21 protein-coding genes and 1 pseudogene are annotated in these 21272 nt (G+C 30.1%); 17 read left to right on the forward strand and 5 right to left on the reverse strand.

Going from position 1 to position 21272, the window contains the following annotated elements:
* Positions 1-2 precede the first annotated feature (2 nt).
* Positions 3-1058, forward strand: coding sequence for a glucosaminidase domain-containing protein (locus ACIJYG_RS07105; RefSeq protein ID WP_435096835.1), 1056 nt, complete (start codon positions 3-5; stop codon positions 1056-1058).
* Here the strand turns inward: ACIJYG_RS07105 and ACIJYG_RS07110 are convergent.
* Complete coding sequence (locus ACIJYG_RS07110) at positions 1055-1909, reverse strand: polysaccharide deacetylase family protein (RefSeq protein WP_435096838.1); 855 nt, start codon at positions 1907-1909, stop codon at positions 1055-1057. The genes ACIJYG_RS07105 and ACIJYG_RS07110 overlap by 4 nt on opposite strands.
* A gap of 154 nt (positions 1910-2063) precedes the next feature.
* On the opposite strand from ACIJYG_RS07110, the gene ACIJYG_RS07115 reads away from it, so the two are divergent.
* The 13 genes and pseudogenes from ACIJYG_RS07115 (at position 2064) to pnp (ending at position 15629) form a co-directional block, all read left to right on the forward strand.
* Positions 2064-2450 carry a peptidase M22 gene (locus ACIJYG_RS07115; RefSeq protein ID WP_435096841.1) on the forward strand — a complete coding sequence of 129 codons (387 nt, stop codon included), beginning with the start codon at positions 2064-2066 and terminating at the stop codon, positions 2448-2450.
* Between the two features lie 8 nt (positions 2451-2458).
* The gene (locus ACIJYG_RS07120) at positions 2459-2866 is read left to right on the forward strand and encodes a Fur family transcriptional regulator (protein WP_435096844.1); all 408 of its coding nucleotides are present in this window, start codon (positions 2459-2461) and stop codon (positions 2864-2866) included.
* Positions 2867-2868: 2 nt separating this feature from the next.
* A complete protein-coding gene (locus ACIJYG_RS07125) occupies positions 2869-3492 on the forward strand; it encodes a putative 2OG-Fe(II) oxygenase (protein ID WP_435096847.1) in 624 nt (207 codons plus the stop codon).
* Positions 3467-4828 carry a tRNA (N6-isopentenyl adenosine(37)-C2)-methylthiotransferase MiaB gene (gene miaB, locus ACIJYG_RS07130; RefSeq protein WP_435096850.1) on the forward strand — a complete coding sequence of 454 codons (1362 nt, stop codon included), beginning with the start codon at positions 3467-3469 and terminating at the stop codon, positions 4826-4828. Before ACIJYG_RS07125 ends, miaB begins: the two co-directional genes overlap by 26 nt.
* A gap of 3 nt (positions 4829-4831) precedes the next feature.
* Positions 4832-5827 carry a PhoH family protein gene (locus ACIJYG_RS07135; protein ID WP_435096853.1) on the forward strand — a complete coding sequence of 332 codons (996 nt, stop codon included), beginning with the start codon at positions 4832-4834 and terminating at the stop codon, positions 5825-5827.
* Positions 5820-6281, forward strand: a complete 462-nt coding sequence (gene ybeY, locus ACIJYG_RS07140; protein ID WP_435096856.1) for an rRNA maturation RNase YbeY — start codon at positions 5820-5822, stop codon at positions 6279-6281. Before ACIJYG_RS07135 ends, ybeY begins: the two co-directional genes overlap by 8 nt.
* Before the next feature lies 1 nt (position 6282).
* Positions 6283-7827: an apolipoprotein N-acyltransferase gene (gene lnt / locus ACIJYG_RS07145; RefSeq protein ID WP_435096859.1), complete on the forward strand. Its 1545-nt coding sequence runs from the start codon at positions 6283-6285 to the stop codon at positions 7825-7827.
* Positions 7820-8989, forward strand: coding sequence for a methionine adenosyltransferase (gene metK, locus ACIJYG_RS07150; protein WP_435096862.1), 1170 nt, complete (start codon positions 7820-7822; stop codon positions 8987-8989). The genes lnt and metK overlap by 8 nt, the downstream gene beginning before the upstream one ends.
* Before the next feature lie 98 nt (positions 8990-9087).
* On the forward strand, positions 9088-10641 hold the full coding sequence (gene nusA, locus ACIJYG_RS07155; protein WP_435096865.1) for a transcription termination factor NusA: 1554 nt from the start codon (positions 9088-9090) through the stop codon (positions 10639-10641).
* Between the two features lie 10 nt (positions 10642-10651).
* Positions 10652-12870: pseudogene (infB, locus tag ACIJYG_RS07160) on the forward strand (translation initiation factor IF-2).
* Positions 12870-13238: a 30S ribosome-binding factor RbfA gene (rbfA, locus tag ACIJYG_RS07165; RefSeq protein ID WP_435088435.1), complete on the forward strand. Its 369-nt coding sequence runs from the start codon at positions 12870-12872 to the stop codon at positions 13236-13238. The pseudogene infB and the gene rbfA overlap by 1 nt, the downstream one beginning before the upstream one ends.
* A 12-nt stretch (positions 13239-13250) precedes the next feature.
* The gene (gene rpsO / locus ACIJYG_RS07170) at positions 13251-13499 is read left to right on the forward strand and encodes a 30S ribosomal protein S15 (RefSeq protein ID WP_435088436.1); all 249 of its coding nucleotides are present in this window, start codon (positions 13251-13253) and stop codon (positions 13497-13499) included.
* Positions 13500-13556: 57 nt separating this feature from the next.
* On the forward strand, positions 13557-15629 hold the full coding sequence (gene pnp, locus ACIJYG_RS07175; protein ID WP_435096868.1) for a polyribonucleotide nucleotidyltransferase: 2073 nt from the start codon (positions 13557-13559) through the stop codon (positions 15627-15629).
* Between the two features lie 76 nt (positions 15630-15705).
* On the opposite strand, the gene ACIJYG_RS07180 is transcribed toward pnp, so the two are convergent.
* From ACIJYG_RS07180 to fabA, 4 genes are read right to left on the reverse strand one after another with little or no spacing between them, the layout of a single operon-like run.
* A complete protein-coding gene (locus ACIJYG_RS07180; RefSeq protein WP_435096871.1) occupies positions 15706-16293 on the reverse strand; it encodes a hypothetical protein in 588 nt (195 codons plus the stop codon).
* 39 nt (positions 16294-16332) lie between these two features.
* Entirely contained in the window at positions 16333-17118 is a 786-nt protein-coding gene (locus tag ACIJYG_RS07185) for an enoyl-ACP reductase FabI (protein ID WP_435096874.1), read from the reverse strand.
* A gap of 2 nt (positions 17119-17120) precedes the next feature.
* Entirely contained in the window at positions 17121-18332 is a 1212-nt protein-coding gene (gene fabB, locus ACIJYG_RS07190; protein WP_435088440.1) for a beta-ketoacyl-ACP synthase I, read from the reverse strand.
* Complete coding sequence (gene fabA, locus ACIJYG_RS07195) at positions 18332-18832, reverse strand: bifunctional 3-hydroxydecanoyl-ACP dehydratase/trans-2-decenoyl-ACP isomerase (protein ID WP_435096877.1); 501 nt, start codon at positions 18830-18832, stop codon at positions 18332-18334. The genes fabB and fabA overlap by 1 nt, the downstream gene beginning before the upstream one ends.
* Positions 18833-18926: 94 nt before the next feature.
* Here fabA and ACIJYG_RS07200 point away from each other — a divergent pair, with 94 nt between their 5' ends.
* The 3 genes from ACIJYG_RS07200 to ACIJYG_RS07210 all read left to right on the forward strand — a co-directional run bounded on the left by ACIJYG_RS07200 (position 18927) and on the right by ACIJYG_RS07210 (position 21270).
* Entirely contained in the window at positions 18927-19355 is a 429-nt protein-coding gene (locus ACIJYG_RS07200; protein ID WP_435096880.1) for a Fur family transcriptional regulator, read from the forward strand.
* 106 nt (positions 19356-19461) lie between these two features.
* On the forward strand, positions 19462-19878 hold the full coding sequence (locus tag ACIJYG_RS07205) for a rubrerythrin family protein (protein WP_023649160.1): 417 nt from the start codon (positions 19462-19464) through the stop codon (positions 19876-19878).
* 60 nt (positions 19879-19938) lie between these two features.
* Positions 19939-21270: a (Fe-S)-binding protein gene (locus tag ACIJYG_RS07210; protein ID WP_435096883.1), complete on the forward strand. Its 1332-nt coding sequence runs from the start codon at positions 19939-19941 to the stop codon at positions 21268-21270.
* The last annotated feature ends 2 nt before the right edge of the window (positions 21271-21272 follow it).

Consider the following 21272-nt stretch of genomic DNA (forward strand, 5'->3'; position numbering starts at 1 on the left):
ATATGAAAAATAACCAAAATTTATTTGAACAAAAAAGTAAAAATACTTTAGTAAGATTTTTTCTAAGTAGCTTGTTTACTATCTCTTTTTTCTACATCACTCCAATATTTATTAATTTTGCTGATAAAAATTTTTATACAAAAGAATTTACAAATAATTCAAAAAAAATATTAACTTATACACTTAATTCAAATGAGGAAAAAATAGATAAAAATTCATCTATAAATGAAAAAGATATATTAATTGATATTGTTAGCTTAAATAATATTGAGTCTGATTCAGTTTATTTAAATGCAGCAACAATAACAAAATTATTTAAAGAAACTAACTATAATCTTAATGATGTTAGGGCAAATAAATTAGTCAAGCCAGTTGCATTAACTTTGTTGCCTAATGAATTAAAAAAGATTGAGAATACGAAAAAAAGGAAAGAATTTTTTATACAAATTATTTTGCCTTTAATTATTGTAGAAAACAATATTATTAAAAAAGATAGAAGAATACTTTTTAATATTATTAATAAAAGCAATAACACAATCTCAGAAATAAATTGGCTTGAAAAAAAATATAAACAATATGGAGTAAAAACTAAAGATTTATCAACATTAAAAATAAGAATGGACGTAATACCAGTATCACTAACAATTGCACAGGCAGCTAAAGAAACAGGGTGGGGAACTTCAAGATTTGCACAAGAAGGTAACGCTTTATTTGGACAGTGGACTTGGTCAGGAGAGGGTCTTAAACCTAAAGATGCTGAAAAAGGTAAAGATCATAAAGTTATGAAATTTAATATCCTTCAAGCATCAGTTAGAGCTTACCAAAGAAATTTAAATACTCATTCTACTTACAAAGCTTTTAGAAAAGCGAGAGCAGAGTTTAGAGATTCTAATAAATCGTTAGACAGCATGGAACTTTCTAAATATTTAAATAAATATGCAGAGACAGGCAATCAATATGTTGAGGTCCTACAGAAAATAATAGAACAAAATAAACTACAAGATTTTGATGATGCAAAATTAATGCCCTCAAGTGTTGATCTTGAAAGTCTAATTTAGTTTTCTTTAATTGGAAATTGAATACCAAACCACCGCCATTTGCCTTTGTCATTTAAGGAGCAATTTATTCTGCCTCTTCTTGGTATAAATGGACCCCTAAACTTTATGGTTAATACCCTGTTGTTCAAACTTGTATTCGATTTTTCCCATTTATCTAACTCATTAGAGTAACAGCTAATACTTTTGATATTTTTTTGTTCGTTAAAAAATTTAACCCGAAAATTAGGTGGATTATTTTCTACTGATAAATTTTTTTCTAAAGGAAGTAATTGCTCATATTCAAGCGGAAAAGAATTTATAATGGAACTAAATCTTTTTAGGTCTCCATAATTTTCATTAATTGGGAATCTGGGTAATTCAAATTTATCTTTATTTAAGTCAATTACACCCGAATGTTGACCAAAAGCATAATCAAAATTTTGAGAAATATAGTCCCTCATGAATTTTGAATATTCACCAAATGGATAAGAAAATAAGTTTGGTACATAGCCTAAATTTTTTAAAAATATTTTGTTTGCTTTCTCTATATCTAAGCTGAATAAATCATTATCACCATCAATAAGATATCCATGAGAATGTGAATGATGTCCTATTGAGGTAAATTTTTCAGCTTCAACTTCTTTAATCTGATCCCAGGTCATATACCCATTTTTCCCAACAGGTTCTGTTGAAACAAATAAGATAAAAGGAATTTTATTTTTTTTTAAATATGGCCAAGCTTCTTGATAAAATGACTGAAAAGCATCATCAATTGTTATAAGAATTCTTTTATTTGTTTTTGGTATATTAAAATTTTTTTCAAATTGTTTAGGATTTGAAAAAATATAATTAGAGTTTCTGATTATTTCCATTTGCTTCTTAAAAATATTCATTTGAATATTAGTTGAGGGATATTTATGCTCATTAAACCGGTGATACATTAACGACAAAATACCTTCATCGTCAGAATAGTATTTGATATTATTTTCATCTGAAATAGAATTTGTGTTTATAAACAGGATAAAAATGAACAAACTTATTATAGATATTACTAATGAAAAATTTTTTTTAATGATCATCACTACTGGTAGTACTTATAATATTACATGTGAGAATACTAAAATTAATTATGAAAAATTAACTATAATTATTAATGATTTCCTCTTATCAAAAAATCTTAAAATCAGTGATATTAATACAATTTATATCAATAAAGGACCAGGAAGCTTTGCTGGTATAAGAAACTCTCTATCTATAGTTAAAGCTTTTAATGTAGCAAAAAATATTGATTATTACAGTTATAATTTGGATGATTTTAAAGATGAGAAAGATTTGAGTTATGAAAATGTTCCTAATTTATGTAAAAAATATAAAATTAAAAAAAATTTGATTAATCCTATTTATATAAGTTAAAATTAAATATGACAGAAACTATCGAAGAAAAATGCTTATCAAAAGGTGTAAAGTTAACTGATCAACGTAAAGTAATTGCGCAAGTAATGTCTCAATCATCTGACCATCCTGATGTGGATGAATTATACAATAGAGTTTCCAAAATTGACCCAAAGATAAGTATTGCAACAGTTTACAGAACCGTAAAATTATTTGAAGAGTCGGGAATTTTGGCTAAGCATGAATTTAAAGGTGGAAAAGCAAGATATGAAGAATTAAATGAAGGACACCACGATCATTTAATAGATGTTAAGTCAGGTGAAATTATTGAATTCGTAGATGAGGAAATTGAAAAACTTCAAAAAAAAGTAGCAGAAAAATATGGCTATAAATTAATTGATCATAAATTAGAGTTATATGGAATTAAAAAAAAATAATTATGAGTATTGAAATTAACAAACCATTTGGTCCTTCTATTGCAAAAATTACTATACCTGACGAAATTATTTCTGCTATGAATAAATATGTTGAAGAAATAGTATCAGATAAAAAAAAATCTGAAGATCTTGATTTTGGATATAATCTAGCGGGAAATGTTCAGCAAGAATTTCGCTTGGATTTTGAATTCATGAAAAAAAATAATTGGGCTGAGTTTTTAGGTAAGTCATGTCAAAAATGGTTATCTGAAGGTCACAATATTTCTATAAAAAAATTTGAAATAATTTCATCATGGATTGTTAGACAATTTAAAAATGAATATAACCCTATTCACTATCATGGGGGACATATTTCAGGTGTTGGTTATTTAAAGGTCCCAATGGATATGGGATCAACTGTTCAAAAAGAAAAAAAAGTTCAACACAATGGAAAGTTAGTGCTTATAGATGGGTCAAAAAAATTTTTGTGTAATCCAACTTATGTTATTACCCCAAAAGTAGGAGACTTTTATCTTTTTCCAAGCTACATGATGCACACTGTTTATCCATTTTCAGACACATTAGAGGAAAGAAGATCCGTATCTTTTAACGCAAAAATTGATGATGACTCAGCAAAACTTAGATAAATCAAATAATAAAAAAAAAATTTATATCAAAACATTTGGTTGTCAAATGAATGAGTATGACTCAAATAGAATATATGATGCTGTTAATAAAATTGGCTTTGAAAAAACAGATAATTATGAAGATGCAAGTTGTTATTTATTAAATACATGTCACATTAGAGATAAGGCAAAAGAGAAAGTTTATCATGAAATAGGAAGAGTAAAAAAAATTTTTAGATTCAAGAAAAAGCCATTAGTAATAATTGCTGGATGTGTTGCACAGGCAGAAAACCAAGAAATGCTTAGAAGAGAACCTTATATCGACCTAGTTATTGGACCACAGGCATATCATAAAATTAATGATACAATTTTAAATCATATAGAAAAAACCAAAAAAATTGAAGAAACAGAGTTTGATGCAATTTCAAAATTTGAATATTTCAATAAAATTAAAAATGGTTCTGGAAAAATTTCTTCATTTTTAACAATCCAAGAAGGTTGTGATAAGTTCTGCCATTTTTGTGTGGTGCCGTACACAAGAGGCCCAGAATATTCTAGACCATTTAAACAAATTTTAGATGAGGCTAAATATTTGGCAGAGACAGGTACTAAAGAAATAATTTTGCTTGGACAAAATGTAAATGCCTATAATAATGAAAAGTATAGATTGTCTAATTTAATATTAGAGATCGAAAAATATTCTGACATCAAAAGGATTAGATACACAACATCCCATCCAAAAGATATGTCTGATGATTTAATTGAAGTTTATAAATATTCAAAAAAACTTATGCCACTAGTTCATTTACCAGTTCAAAGTGGGTCTAATAAAGTTTTAGATCTTATGAATAGAAAACATACTATTGCTGAATATTATAAAATATATAACCGATTAAAAGAAATTAACTCTAATATACAATTCTCTAGTGATTTTATAATAGGTTATCCAGGTGAGGAAGAAGAGGATTTTAGTGCTACCTTTAAACTAATTCAAAAGATTAAGTTTATAAACTCATATTCTTTTATTTTTAGTCCAAGACCTGGTACAGTGGCAGCAGATCTAAAGTTGATTGAAAAAAAAATTTCTATGGAAAGATTAGAAATAATTCAAAGTCAGCTATATGATAATCAAATGAATATGAATAAATCATTAGAGAATAAAACAATTAACGTTTTAGTCGAGAATTTAACAGATGATAAAACCCAAGTTTTTGGCCGATCTGAATATATGACATCAGTTATTTTTAATGGTAAAAAAGAAGATATTGGAAAAATTGTGGCAGTAAAAATTAATAAAAGTAATCGAAGTACTTTATTTGGCGAAAGAGATTTTAGCTCTAATCAAAAGGTAGCATAAAAATTGGGTAGTTTAACAAAAAAAAATAGCGATACTTCACTAAAGTTTGTTTATTCTGACAATAATTCTCTAAGTGTTATTTTTCACGACAATGAACTTTTGATTGGTGTAGTAGGTGAGTTTAATACAAATTTAAAAGAATTAGAAAAAATTACTAAAACAAGTTTATATTCTAGAGGCAACTCTATTCTAATTAAATCTAATCCTGAAAAAAATGAAATAGTTAAAAATGCTATAAAATTCCTAGCAAATCAATTTATTAATAATGGTAGTATTGAAAACAAGGATATACATTCATCAGTAGATAGCTTTATGATTAATGAAAAAGTTAAAAATAATAATGTTACAGATATTATTAAGACTCCAAAAAAATCAATTATTCCAAGATCAGAAAAACAGAAAGATTATGTAAGAGCTTTAAGACAAAGTGACATAATAATTTCAGCAGGCCCAGCAGGAACTGGAAAAACATTTTTAGCAGTAGCTGTAGGTCTCACAATGTTATTGGAAAAAAAAATTGAAAGAATAATATTATCTAGACCTGCTGTTGAGGCTGGTGAAAGGTTGGGATTTTTACCTGGTGATATGAAGGAAAAAGTTGATCCTTATTTAAGACCTTTGTATGATTCTTTGTATGACCTTTTTGATTTTGAAAAAATTCAAAGAATGATTGAAATAGGTGATATTGAAATTGCGCCACTTGCTTTTATGAGAGGAAGAACTCTTAAAAATTCATTTGCAATTTTAGACGAGTCTCAGAATGCAACTGACACTCAAATTAAAATGTTTTTAACTAGAATTGGAGAAAATTCTAAAATAGTTGTTAACGGTGACCCAACCCAAATTGATTTACCAAATAAAAATATGTCTGGCTTAGTTAGATCAAAAGAGCTATTGGGCCATTTAAATGAAATATCAGTAGTTGATTTTGATCACGCAGATGTTGTTAGACACCCACTTGTCTCTAAAATAGTTAAAGCCTACTCAAAAAATGATTAATATTGAGGTTTTCTCAGAGGAGAAAGCTTGGTCTAAAAAACTAGGAAAAAAAAAACTTTTCTTTCAAAAAATTTGTAGCCTGTTTCCAAAAAAATATCAATTTCCCAACAAGAGAGTTAGCCTTACTTTACTTCTTTCCAACAATAGATGTATTAAAAAATTAAATAAAGATTTTAGAAACGAAAATAAGTCTACTGATATCTTGTCATTTCCTTTTACTAAAAAAAAATTAATAGCTAAAAAAACTTATATTGGGGACATTATAATTAGTTATAATTTTATGAATAAACCAAAATCACAAAATATTAAAAATTTTAAAGAAAAACTAATTAAAATTTTTATACATGGATTTCTTCATTTACTTGGTTTTGATCATATTAAAGATAAAGATTATAAAAAAATGCTAAATGAGGAAGAAAAAATTTATAAATCAGTAATTTCAAAGATTAATTAGATTGAAAAAAAAAAATTACATTGAAATAATATTTTTAATTTCTCTGGGTGTGACCTCATCTTTTAGTTTACCACCATATAACTATTTAATAATAAACTTTTTCACCTTTAGTGCTTTTTTTATATTTTTATTCAAAAAATCTAAGATTATCCAAAATAAAAAAACTTTCTTTTTATATGGATGGTTATTTGGATTTGGCTTTTTTTTATCAAGTTTATATTGGATATCGATATCTTTAACATTTGATCAAAATTTTAAATTCTTAATTCCTATAACTGTTGTTCTAATACCAACTTTTTTGGGCATTTTTTACGGATTTGTTACCTTGTGTTTTATAATTTCAAAGCCTAAAAAAATCGTAAGTTCCTTTTTTTCTTTTTCATTATTTTTTGGAATTTTTGAATTTATAAGAGGATCAATTTTAACTGGTTTCCCCTGGAATTTAATTGCTTATAGTTTTTCAAATCATCTAGAAATTTTAAGTATCACTTCCTTTATTGGAACCTATGGATTTAATTTATTCTGTATTTCGTTATTTACTAGTCCTGCAGTTTTTATATTAAGGGATACAAAAAAAGATATAGGCGTATGTATTGCTTTTTTATTCATGCCGTTATTATTTTATATGCATGGATCATCTTATAAAGAAAAATTTAATACATCAGATGTTGTATCTTATAATCACCAAATAAGAGTAATTGGTTCAAATATTAGTCTTGATAGATTTTATTTAAATATTGATCCAGTGTCAGTAATAAACGATTTAATTGAAATAAGTGAACCTACAAAAAATGAAAAAACCATTTTTTTGTGGCCAGAGGGAATTTTTCCAGAAATTTCACAAAAAGAATTGTTTGAATATAAATGGTTATTTGAAAAAAGATTTGATAAAAATCACTTATTATTAATTGGTATTAATAATCAAACAACCAATAAAGAAAGTATCAATTATTTTAATTCTCTTTCTATTTATGATCATAATTTAGAATTATTAAATTTTTACAATAAGGTAAATCTTGTCCCCTTTGGTGAATTTTTACCTTTCGAAAATAAATTAAAAGCTCTTGGTTTAAGGTCAATTACAAATAATTATCAATCATTTTCAAAGGGAAATAGAAGAGAAATTATGGAGATTAATAGAGAGGATTTTTCTATAAAAATATTACCATTGATTTGTTATGAGATAATTTATTCGGGTAAAATTTTTACTAATTCAAATTTTGATCTAATAATTAATATTTCTGAAGATGGATGGTTTGGTAACTCAATAGGCCCCAAGCAACATTTTACACATAGCATTTTTAGAGCAATAGAAAGTGGAAAATATTTGTTGCGTTCAGCAAACAATGGAATTGCAGCTATTATTAATCCATTAGGTATTGTTGAACAAAAAGTTGAATATGGTAAATCAGGTTATGTTGATTTTAAGGAGACTAAAAAAATGCAACCAACTTTATTTGCTAAATATGGAAATAAAATCTTCATAACTTTAATTTTATTATATATTTTTATAATTTTTTCATTTAATAGAATAAAAAATGAGTAATTTAAAAAATTATCTTTTCACAAGTGAATCAGTATCCGAAGGTCATCCAGATAAAGTCTCTGATAGAATTTCAGATATGGTTGTCGATAGTTACCTTTCTGGAGATCCTTTCTCAAGAGTTGCGTGTGAAACGCTTACAACAACTAATAAAGTAGTTTTAGCGGGTGAAGTTAGAGGACCTGAAATAAAACAAGATGAATTAATTGAAAAAGTTAGAAATTGCATAAAAGATATTGGTTACGATCAAGATGGATTTACCTGGAGAGAAGCAACTAAAATAGAAAGTCATCTTCATTCACAATCTGCTGATATTGCAATGGGTGTGGACTCGGCTGGAAATAAAGATGAAGGAGCTGGAGACCAAGGTATTATGTTTGGTTATGCTTGTAATGAAACAGATGTTTTAATGCCCGCACCTATTCATTACTCTCATAAAATTTTACGATTAATGGCAGAAGATAGAAAGTCAGGAAAGTTAAAAAACATAGAGCCAGATAGTAAAAGCCAAGTTACTTTTGAATATGTAGATGGAAAACCTACAAAAGTAAAATCAGTAGTAATATCTTCTCAACACTCAAAAGATGTTAATCAAGCACAAGTTAGAGATTTGTTGAGACCTTATATGTTACAATCTATTCCATCAAATTTTCTTGAAGGTTTTAATGAAGATGAATTTTATGTTAATCCTACAGGTAATTTTGTAATTGGTGGTCCTGATGGAGATTGTGGATTAACTGGAAGGAAAATTATAGTAGATACTTATGGTGGTGCAGCGCCTCATGGTGGTGGTGCGTTTTCTGGAAAAGACCCAACCAAAGTGGATAGATCTGCTGCATATGCAGCAAGATATATCGCAAAAAACGTTGTTTCTTCAAAAATTGCTGACAAGTGTTTAATTCAATTAGCTTATGCAATTGGTGTGTCAAAACCATTGTCAATTTATGTTGATTTATTTGATAATGATTTGGATAAGAATAAATTTGTTGCAGATAAGATAAATAAAAATTTTGATCTGAGTCCTCGAGGAATTAGAGAGATGCTAAATTTAAATAAGCCAATATATGAGAAAACAGCTGCATACGGCCACTTTGGAAGAATACCAGATGACAATGGTTCATTTTCTTGGGAAAAAACAGATAAAACAAGTCATTTTTCTAAATAGTTTCTGTTGAATTAAAAAAAAACTTTACTATATTGCCCTTACATTATTGAATTTACAAAATGGGCATTAGCCCATTTTTTTTTGGAGCAAATAAAGACATGTTAAATAAAAGAGCAGATAAACTAGAATTATTAAGAATTGCTGAAGCTGTTGCTTTGGAAAAATCCATCGATAAAGAACTAATCATTAGTTCTATGGAAACTGGTATAGCAAAAGCAGCAAAATCTAAATTTGGTCAAGAAAATGAAATTAAAGTTTCTATTAATAGAGATAATGGAGATATAGAAATTTTTAGAAAATTGGTTGTTGCTGAAAATCCTGAAAATTCTAATACAGAAATTAAGCTTGAGGATGCTATTAATCTTAATGAAATTAATAAAGATAAAGCAATTGGAGATGAAGTATTACAACCATTACCATCATTTGATTTTGGTAGAATTGCAGCCCAAACAGCAAAACAAGTAATTAGTTTTAATGTCAGAGAGGCTGAAAGAGAAAGACAGTACAACGACTTTATTGATAAAAAGGATTCAATTTTAAGCGGTATTGTTAAACGATTAGAATTTGGAAATGTGATAGCAGATCTTGGGCGCACAGAAGCAATAATCCAAAAAAATGAAATGATACCAAGAGAAAATATTAAGGCTGGAGATAGAATTAAAGCTTATTGTTATGATGTCAGAAGAGAGCCAAGAGGACAGCAAATTTTCTTATCAAGAGCACACCCTAAATTTATGGAGAAACTTTTTGTTCAAGAAGTACCAGAAATTTACGATGGATTAATTGAAATTAAGTCATCATCAAGAGATCCAGGCAGTAGAGCAAAAATTTGTGTAAAAGCTGTTGATACTTCTCTTGATCCAGTTGGAGCTTGTGTTGGAATGAGAGGTTCTAGAGTTCAAGCTGTTGTAAATGAATTACAAGGGGAAAAAATTGATATTGTAAACTGGTCAGAAGATCCAGCAATTTTAGTTTCAAACGCTTTATCTCCAGCAGAAGTTCAAAGAGTAAATGTTGATTCAGAAAGAAAAAAATTAGATGTAATTTTAACAGAAGAAAATTTGAGTAAAGCAATTGGACGAAGAGGTCAAAATGTAAGACTTGCAACAAAGTTATTAAATTATGAAATTAACATAATGACTGATGCAGAAGACTCAGAAAGAAGACAATCTGAATTTAAAGAAAAAACAGAAAACTTTGTAAAAAATTTAGAACTAGATGAAACATTGGGTCAACTACTTGTTGCTGAAGGTTTTTCTTCAATAGATGATATTAAAGATACTACTAGTGAAAATTTGATGAAAATAGAAGGTATTGAAGAAGATACTGCTAAAGCTCTTATAGAAAGAGCAAAAGAGTTTCACCTAAAAGATCAAGAAGATATTTCAGAAAGAATAAAAGAATTAGGTCTTCAAGACGTATTAATAAATTTAAAAGGACTAACACCGGGTATGTTAATGACTTTAGGTGAACAAAAAATTCTTACGTTAGAAGACTTTGCTGATTTAGCATCAGATGAGCTAACAGGTGGATACGATATTGTAAAAGGTGAAAGAGTAAAAATCCAAGGTTACCTTGAAGATTTTGCTTTATCAAAAGAAGAAGCAGATGAATTGATTATGTCTGCGAGAAACATCGTCTACAAAGATTGAGTGATGAGCTATGGAAAAAAAAACAAAACTAACAATATCTGGCACAGCCAAAAAATCGTTCAAAAATATTGAAATTGCGAAAACTCAAGGAAAAAATTCTGTAGTAATTGAAAAACAACCAAGTAAATTTTCAAGTAGAGGTGGATCATCTAAACCTGGAAGTTTCAAGCCAAAAACTGCCTCAACATTAAGCAGAGGTACTCCTGCAAAATCATCATTTGCATCTAAATCACCCCCAATAACAAACGATTTTGAGCGAAGAAAGCTTGCTGAGCAAAGGGCAACAAAAAGACTGAAAAGTGATAATGAAAGTAAAGATAAAAAAAATTTAAAAACAGGCAAAAAAAAAGAGAATTAAAACTAACAGTTTCAAGAGCTTTAAGTGATGAAATTGAGGCAAGAGAAAGAAGCTTAGCTTCTGTTAAGAGAGCACGACAAAAAGAAAATAAAAGTTTAACTAAAGAAGAAGCTCAAGAGAGTTTAAAACCAGTTAAACGAGATATAAATATTCCAGAAGCTATTACGGTAAGAGAGCTTGCCAATAGAATGGCTGAACAAACAAGTAATGTAATCAAATTTTTATTTGGAATGGGTGTTTCTGTAACTATAAACCAAACATTAGCAGCTGATACTGCTGAATACTTAGTAAAAGAGTTTGGACACAACCCGATAAGAGAAGAAAAAGCTGAAGAAATAATTCAAAAAATTAAAGCTACTAGAGTTGAAAATTTAAAAAATAGACCACCAATCATAACTGTAATGGGTCATGTTGATCATGGTAAAACCTCAGTGCTAGATGTTTTAAGAAGTGCAAATGTTGTGTCAGGTGAATTTGGTGGAATTACACAACACATTGGAGCTTATCAAATAGAAAGCCAATCTAATAAGCTAACATTCATTGATACTCCTGGTCATGCAGCTTTCACAGAAATGAGAGCAAGAGGATCAAAACTAACTGATGTAGTAGTTTTAGTTGTTGCAGCTGATGATGGTGTCAAACCACAAACAGTAGAATCTATAAAACATGCAAAAGCCGCAAATGTTCCAATTGTTGTAGCGATTAATAAATGTGATTTGCCAGATGCGGACCCGCAAAAAATTAAGAACCAATTATTAGAACATGAACTAATAGCAGAGGATTTGTCAGGAGATACTTTAATGGTTGAAATTTCGGCTACAACTAAATTAAATTTAGATAAATTAGTTGAAGCGATAATTTTACAAGCTGAAATATTAGACTTAAAAACTGATTTTGAATCAAAAGCTACAGGAATTGTATTAGAATCTAAAATTGATGTTGGAAGAGGACCTGTTGCAACAATCATAGTAACCACAGGAACTTTAAAAAAAGGTGACTTTTTTGTAAGTGGTTTAAAATGGGGAAAAGTTAGAGCAATAATTGATGACAAAGGAAAAAATATTAATGAAGCACCTCCTTCAGCACCAGTTGAGATTTTAGGGATTAACGGCGCAGCTAAATCTGGAGATGATTTTATTGTTGTTGATAATGAAAAAGAAGCAAAAACTTTAAGTGAAAATAGAGCTCAAGAAAGTAAAGAAGCTAAAAATCCACTAACATTTGCCACTCAAGACTCAGCTTTTTCAGATAGTTCAGCAGAAGAATTAAATTTAATAATTAAATCAGATGTTCATGGATCATCAGAAGCAATTAAGAATGCAATTATTCAAATTAAACATGATGAAGTTAAACCTAAAATAATTTTAGCAGATATTGGAATGGTAACCGAAACAGATGTTACATTAGCAAAAGCTTCAAATGCAGTTTTAATAGCGTTTAATGTTAAACCAAGCAAGGAAGCAAAAAAATTAGCAGAAAACGAAAAAATAAAGATTTCATCATATAATATTATTTATGAAGTCCTAGATTATATAAAACAAAAAATGTCAGGATTGTTATCACCCTATATTCAGGAGACAGTTACAGGTACAGCTCAAATTTTAGAAATATTTAAAGTTTCAGGAGCTGGAAAGGTGGCAGGATCAAAAGTGATGGAGGGTGAAATTACTACTGCTTCAGATGTTAGAATAATTAGAGATGGAGCAATCATTTATACAGGAAAAGTTGGAACTCTATTTAGAGAAAAAAACCAAGTAAAACAGGTCAGTAATGGTCAAGAATGTGGAATTACGGTAAAAGATTATATGGATTTCCAAAAAAACGATACAATAGAGGCGTTTAGTGTAACATCCACTGAGAGAATGATCTAATGAGTGATAGAATTGGAAAACCAATATCCCAAAGACAGCTAAGAGTTGGAGAAATGATCAGGCAGTCTTTAAGCATGATTTTTATAAAAAATGAGGCTAAAGTCCCCAATTTAGAAACTAACACTATAACGGTTACAGAGGTAAGAATGAGTCAGGACTTAAAAATAGCTAAAGCATATGTGCTTCCACTTGGAGGTAAAAATGCTGAAGAAGCAATCAATGTTTTAAAAAAATACTCATTTTTAATTAGAAAAATATTATCACAGAAAGTGGTTATGAAATTTTTACCAAAATTACTTTTTAGAAAAGACGAGTCTTTTGAGTATGCGGAAAAAATAGAAAATTTAATAAAACAAACAAATAAATAGGAAAAAAGAGGCATGAACAAAAAGGCACAAGAATTAGCAACGCATGATAAAGATACTGGATCTTCAGAGGTTCAGATTGCTTTGCTAACAGAGAAAATTGAAACTCTCTCTACACATATTAAGCAATTCAAAAAAGACAAACACTCATCTGTTGGATTGTTGAGAGCGGTAAATAGAAGAAAAAAATTGTTAGAATACCTAAAAAACACAAAAATGGATTCTTACAAAAATGTACTGTCGAAATTGGGTTTAAGAAAATAAAGATCAAGATAGATAGAACGGAATGGAACGAAACGAACGAAACGAAATGGAAATGAAATGTTTAAAGTATACAAGAAAGAAATAGAAGTAGCAGGAAAGAAGATAGGTTTAGAAACAGGTAAAGTAGCAAGACAAGCAGACGGAGCAATCATCGCTTCATGTGGTGAAACAGTTATTTTAGCAACAGTAGTAGGTGCAAAAAAAGTTAATCCTGACATGGATTATTTTCCTCTATCTGTAAATTATCAAGAAAAGTATTACGCAGGTGGGAAAATTCCAGGTGGATTTTTTAAGAGAGAAGCAAGACCAACTGAAAGCGAACAATTAATTTCAAGATTAATTGATAGACCTATCAGACCTTTGTTTCCTGGTGAATTTAAAAATGAAGTGCAGTTGTTACCAACAGTAATTTCATATGATAAAGAAAATCAACCAGATATCCTAGCAATCACTGCATCATCAGCAGCATTAGCAATCTCAGGAATGCCATTTATGGGTCCTGTAGGAGCGTCTAGAGTTGGTTATGTTGATGGTAAGTATATTCTTAACCCATCAAAAGCTGAATTAGAAAACTCAAGTTTAGATTTAGTTGTAGCAGGAACTAAAGATGCCGTGCTAATGGTTGAGTCAGAAACATCAGGCTTATCTGAAGAAATAATGTTAGCCGCAGTTAAATTTGGTCATGAGGGATTTGTTCCAGTAATTGAAATGATTGAGGAACTTGCAAAAGAATGTAGAAAACCCGAGTGGACTGTTGAAAAGAAAGATTTATCTGAAGTTAAGCAAAAACTTGAGAGTGAATTCACTGAAGGTCTAACCAAAGCTTTTGGAACAATAGATAAGCAAGATAGATCAAATCAAATTTCAGAAATATCTGAAAAAGCCAAGCAGCTTTTTGCTGATAATGAAAATTATTCTGATTTTAATGTTAATGATGAGTTAAAAAATCTTGAAAAGAAAATTGTTAGAACTGATATTCTTAAAAACAAAAAAAGAATTGATGGCAGAGGTTTAGCTGATGTAAGAGCTATTGAGTGTGAAGTTGGTGTTTTACCAAGAACCCATGGTTCAGCATTATTTACTAGAGGGGAAACACAAGCAATTGTAGTTACTACTTTAGGTACTTCTGACGATGAACAAAGAATAGAAAGTCTAGATGGACAGTCCAGAGAAAGATTTATGCTCCATTACAACTTTCCTCCTTTTTCAGTTGGTGAAACTGGAAGAATAGGAACGGGAAGACGTGAAGTTGGTCATGGAAAGTTAGCATGGAGAGCAATCAATTCTTCACTACCTTCAAAAGAGGCGTTTCCATACACTTTTAGAATAGTATCAGAGATTACTGAGTCTAATGGTTCTTCTTCAATGGCTACTGTTTGTGGTGCATCTCTTGCGTTAATGGATGCTGGTGTTCCAATTAAAGAGCCAGTTGCAGGTATTGCAATGGGTTTAATTAAAGAAGGCGATGATTTTAGTGTCCTATCAGACATTTTAGGTGATGAAGATCACTTAGGAGACATGGACTTTAAAGTTGCTGGAACTAAAGATGGAATTACTTCACTTCAAATGGATATCAAAATTACTGGTATTACTTTTGAAATCATGGAGCAGGCTTTAAAGCAGGCTAAAGATGGAAGAGTTCATATCTTAGGTGAAATGAATAAAGCTTTAAGTGAATCAAGAACCGATGTTGGGCAACACACTCCAAAAATGGAACAGATTACAGTTGATAAAAAAGATATCGCTGCTGTGATTGGTAAAGGTGGCGCAACAATCAGAGAGATTGTTGAAAAATCTGGTGCAAAAGTTGATGTGAATGACGAAGGGGTTGTAACAGTTGCTGCTCCAGATGAAGAGTCTAGAAACATCGCTATGCAGTTTATTAAAGACATCACTGCAAAAGCTGAACTGAATAAAATTTATTCAGGTAAAGTTATGAAGATTATGGAATTTGGTGCATTTGTTAATTTCTTAGGAAAACAAGATGGACTTGTTCATATTTCAGAACTTGCAGATAAAAGAGTAGCTAAAGTTACTGACGTTGTCAAAGAAGGCGACGAAGTTAAAGTTAAAGTAATTGGTTTTGATAGAGGTAAAGTTAAGCTTTCTATGAAACAAGCTGCTGAATAATACTTTAAATTAAAATTCTAAACCCCTAGAATAAAAGTTCTAGGGGTTTTTTTATTTTAAACTTTTAGTAAATACATTATTTTTTTTTATAAAATTCGTATAATTTTTTGAAAATATTTATATCAGTAACATCAGATTTAATTTGATTAGCTCTAAAAGAAATTACTGCAATATTCCCCTTAACATACCCTTTGCTAGGAATAATTTTATCTAGTGTTGGCAGAACATTTTTATTCTTTATTCCTGATTTAAATTCAGTTCCTAGAATTGGACATTTATTATTCAAAGGCCATATATTTTTTATATCTTCCTCGTTAATATTATAAGGTAAATTATTTTTTTTAGCTCTGCCTTTGGCTAAAATATTTAATCTCCACCAAGGTTTTCTATCTCTTTTTTTCTTTTGAACAAGGTCTTCGCACAATTTGCATCTCGATAATCTCCTTTTATTTTCTGGATCAGGCCAACCATGAGATTTATATTTTTCATTATGAGTTCTATACTGTTTAAAATAAAGTATTCTTTTACAAGTTAGGCAAACTCTATAACTAGATGGTTCTCTTTTGTTCCCTTTGGAATAGGTTCGTGATCGTGAACTGATTTTTTCAAGTTCAATTTTTTTTTGTTCCCTTAATTGTTTAATTTTTGATAATCTAGTAGACATAAGAACGCCAAGTAGATTTTAACTAAATTTAACTATATTTTAAGTAATATTCTTAGGATCTGGCATCCCAACCTTGTTATATCCAGCATCTACGTAGTGAATTTCACCAGTAACACCGTTTGCAAGGTCACTTAGTAGATATAACGCTGAATTTCCAACATCATGGATATCTACGTTTCTTTTTAGGAAAGAATGGTCTTCATTCCATTTGTATAGGAATTTTGCATCTCCGATAGCTGATGCGGCTAATGTTTTGATAGGTCCTGCACTGATTGCATTTACTCTCATGCCCCTAGTACCCAAATCTCTTGCTAGATATTTAACACTAGACTCTAAAGCGGCCTTACATACACCCATTACATTATAATTTGGAATAGCTTTGCTTGCTTCATAGCTTAAGGTAATTAAACTTCCACCTTCTTTCATTACTTTAGAAGCTTCTTTAGCAACCTCAGTAAATGAAAAACATGAAATTAACATGCTTCTTAAAAAGTTTTCTCTAGTAGTGTTTAAATATTCTCCTGATAATTCTGACTTGTCCGAAAATGCAATTGCATGAACTACAAAATCAATTTCACCCCATTGAGATTTAACATCTTCAAATAATTTTGTTACATCCTCTTTTTTTTCAACATCACAACTAAATGTAGTTTTTGAATTTAATTTTTCTGCTAAAGGGATTACTCTTTTTTTTAAAGCATCACCTAAATAAGTAAATGCAAGTTCAGCACCTGCTTCAGCGAGTTTTTGTGAAATACCCCAAGCGATAGATCTCTCATTGGCAACACCCATGATCAATCCTTTTTTACCTTTCATTAAACTCATAATTAAACCTTTTCAAAAATTAAAGCTGCGTTAGTTCCACCAAAACCAAAACTGTTAGACATAACTGTATTTAAAGTTACACCTGTTTCAGTTTTAGTTACAATTGGAAATTTTTTAGCTTCATCATCCATATCTACAATGTTTGCAGAACCAGTAATAAAACTATTTTTCATCATGATTAAACAATAAATTGCTTCATGAACTGATGCAGCACCTAGTGGATGACCAGATAGTGATTTAGTTGAACTTATCTTTGGAACATCGGCCCCAAATGTTTCTCCAACACCTCTTAGCTCGGTAATATCTCCTACTGGAGTAGAAGTTCCATGAGTATTTATATAATCAATTTTATTTTTAGCTGTTGCAAGAGCCATTTTCATACATCTCACAGCTCCTTCACCAGATGGGGCTACCATATCATAACCATCTGACGTTGCTCCATAACCTGTTAATTCCGCGTATATTTGAGCACCTCTAGCTTTAGCATGTTCATATTCTTCAAGCACTAGCACTCCACCACCTCCAGCAATTACAAATCCATCTCTAGTTTTGTCATAAGCACGTGAGGCTTTTTCTGGTGTATCATTATATTTGGATGATAATGCAGTCATTGCATCAAACATAGCTGTCATTGCCCAGTGAAGCTCTTCACTTCCACCTGCAAAAACAATATCTTGTTTTCCCATTTGAATTAATTCACTTGCATGACCAATACAGTGTCCACTTGTTGCACAAGCTGAGCTCATTGTGTAGTTCACACCTTTAATTTTAAAAGGTACAGCAAGTGTAGCTGATGCTGTACTTGCCATTGTTCTTGGAACAACAAATGGCCCCATAAGTTTTGGAGTTTTTGCTCTTGTTTTATCGACTGATAAAACTACATTTTCAATTGAAGGTCCACCTGAACCCATTACAATTCCAGTTTTAATATTACTCACGTCCTTTTCTTCAAGACCAGAGTCAGCAATAGCCTCTTTCATTGCAATATAATTATAAGCTGAACCAGATCCCATAAATCTAATTGTTTTTCTATCAACGTGGTCAGAAAGATTTATATTTGGTTTGCCATGTATATGACTTCTTAAATTATGTTCTTTGTATTCTTCGCTAAATGAAATTCCTGATTTTGAATTTAATAAAGATTGATGAACTTCTTCTTGATTATTACCTAAACAAGACACAATTCCTAAACCTGTAACAACAACTCTTCTCATTATTTAAATAACCCCACTTTTAAACTTTCTGCTGAATATATTTTTTTGTCATCTGCAAGTACAATTCCATTAGCAAGACCAACAGTTGTACCCCCTGGAGACATAATTTTTTTCATATCAATTTCATACCTTACATTTTTTACATTTTGTAAAACTTCACCTGTAAATTTTACTGTACCTACTCCAAGAGCCCTACCTTTTCCAGGGTTACCAAGCCACCCAAGATAAAAACCAACTAGCTGCCACATTGCATCAAGACCTAAACATCCTGGCATAACTGGATCACCCTTAAAGTGACAATTAAAAAACCATAGATCGTCTTTAATGTCTAATTCAGCCTTTAAAGAACCTTTATTGTAAGCACCATTATTATCGTTGATTTCGGTAATTCTATCAAACATAAGCATTGGGGGAAGTGGTAATTTAGCGTTTCCAGGGCCAAAAAGCTCACCATTTCCACATGTTATGAGATCATCGTAAGAATAAGAATTTTTTTTCATAAAATTTGAAGACCCTTAATACTTGATTTAATGATAATATAATATAATAAAACAGTATAATTTTAGTATTAGTTTAGAATTATTATAAACAATTATGAAAAAAGACTGCAATTTTATCAATAAATTAAGGAAAATTGGACTAAGACCCACAAAACAAAGAGTAAAAATTTGTGAATTGTTGTTTTTAAGGGATAAAACCTTCCATTTTACAATTAATGATCTTGTTAAAAAAATCTCAGATGAGATGAATGAAAAAATATCTTTGGCTACAGTCTATAATACGGTTCATGCTTTCCAAAAAAAAGGTCATTTAAAAGAAATAGCAATAAATTCAGATAAAACTTACTATGACACTAATACTTCAATTCACCATCATTTTTATGATGAGGATACTCACGAGCTAATCGATTGTGACGAGAATGATATTGATTCTATTAATTTGAAAAAAGATATTCCTGGAAAACAAATAAAATCCGTAGAAGTTTTGATTAAAGTTGCGAGTGATAATCAAAATCAAAATTAATTCAATTAAATCAACTATTTAAGATATATATTATAACAGTTCTAAACTGTTGACTTTTAATTTAGAATAATTATATGTTTCTCATCATTAAATTAAGGAGAATAAAATGTCATTAAAAGGAACTAAGACAAAGGAAAATCTAGAAGCGGCATTTGCTGGTGAAAGCCAAGCTAACAGAAGATATCTTTATTTTGCTCAAAAAGCAGACATCGAAGGATATAATGATGTTGCATCAGTATTTAGATCAACAGCAGAAGGTGAAACAGGCCACGCGCATGGTCACCTAGAATATCTAGAAGAAGTAGGTGATCCAGCTACTGGCTTACCAATTGGTGAAACTAAAGCTAATCTAGCTTCAGCAGTACAAGGGGAAACACATGAATATACAGACATGTACCCAGGTATGGCAAAAACTGCTAGAGAAGAAGGTTTTGAGGAAATCGCAGATTGGTTTGAAACTTTAGCAAAAGCTGAAAAATCTCACGCTGGTAAATTCCAAAAAACTTTAGAGTCTATTAGTTAATAAATTTTTTAGTGGGCATTAATTTGCCCACTAAATATTCAGTAAAATTTCAAAAAAATTATGAGCAAAGAAGGTAGTTTAGACGCCCCTATAAGACACCCAATAGATTTTGAACATCCTGATTTTTTAAATCCTGAAAAATTAGATGCTGAAATGAGAAGAGCGTTTGATATTTGCCATGGTTGTAGAAGATGTTTTAACTTATGTGACTCGTTTCCAAAGTTGTTTGACATGATTGATGAGTCAGAAAATGAGGATGTCGAAAGTTTAAAAAGTGAACAATTTGAACCTGTTGTAGATGCTTGTACTTTGTGTGACATGTGTTTTATGACTAAATGTCCATACGTACCCCCTCATGATTTTGATCTAGATTTTCCTCATTTAATGTTGAGATACAGAACAGCTCAAAAAAAAATGGGAAAATTACCAGGTGTACCAACACAATTAGCTCAAATAGATAGAAATGCAAAAATTGGTGTCATGTTTTCAAAATTAGTTAATTGGGTATCTGATATTAAAAATAAATTTCTAAGAAAAATTTTAGAAATTGTTTCGGGGATTGATAAAAGAGTACAATTACCAAAATATAATTCAGAAACATTTTCAAACTTCTTTAAAAAAAATAAAGATAAAATAAATTTTGAAACTTCAAACAAGGATAGGAAAGTTGTAATTTATACGACTTGTTTTGTTAATTTTAATAAAAAAAATACAGGAGTTGCGGCTTTAAAAGTTTTAAAAAAGAATGGAGTTGAAGTTCAAGAGGCTTATCCAGGATGTTGTGGGATGCCTTTCTTAGAGCAAGCAGATCTTCCTAAGGTGGTTGAACAAGCAAAAAAAGTATCTAAAGATTTATTAGAGTGGGTTGACAAAGGTTATAAAGTAATAACTTTAACAGCTAGCTGTGGACTAATGTTAAAGTTTGAATGGCCCCTTTTATTACCTAAAGATGAAAATATAAAAAGACTGTCGTCAAATGTGATGGATATCGATGAGTATGTTGTTGATATAGCAAATAACGAGGGGTTAGCTGAGGGATTACAAGAAATAGATGGCGGTGTAACTGTTCACAATGCGTGTCATGCACGAGCACAAAATATGGGTATTAAGTCAAGAGATATGCTGAAATTTATACCAAACGTTAAATTAGATGTTGTTGAAAGATGTGCTGGTCATGGAGGTACTTTTGGTGTGATGAAAGACACACATGATTTAGCAAATAAAGTTGGCAGACCAACCGCTAGACAAATTAAAAATAAAAATAATAAATATATGGCCTCAGATTGTCCGCTTGCAGGAAAACATTTAAAACAATTAGAAATCGATACAAACATTTCTAATGATGAGGCGTTACATCCTATCGAATTAATGGCAAAAAGTTATAAGTTATGATT

It is taken from the genome of Candidatus Pelagibacter bacterium nBUS_27 (genome assembly GCF_051200985.1).
GTDB lineage: Bacteria > Pseudomonadota > Alphaproteobacteria > Pelagibacterales > Pelagibacteraceae > Pelagibacter.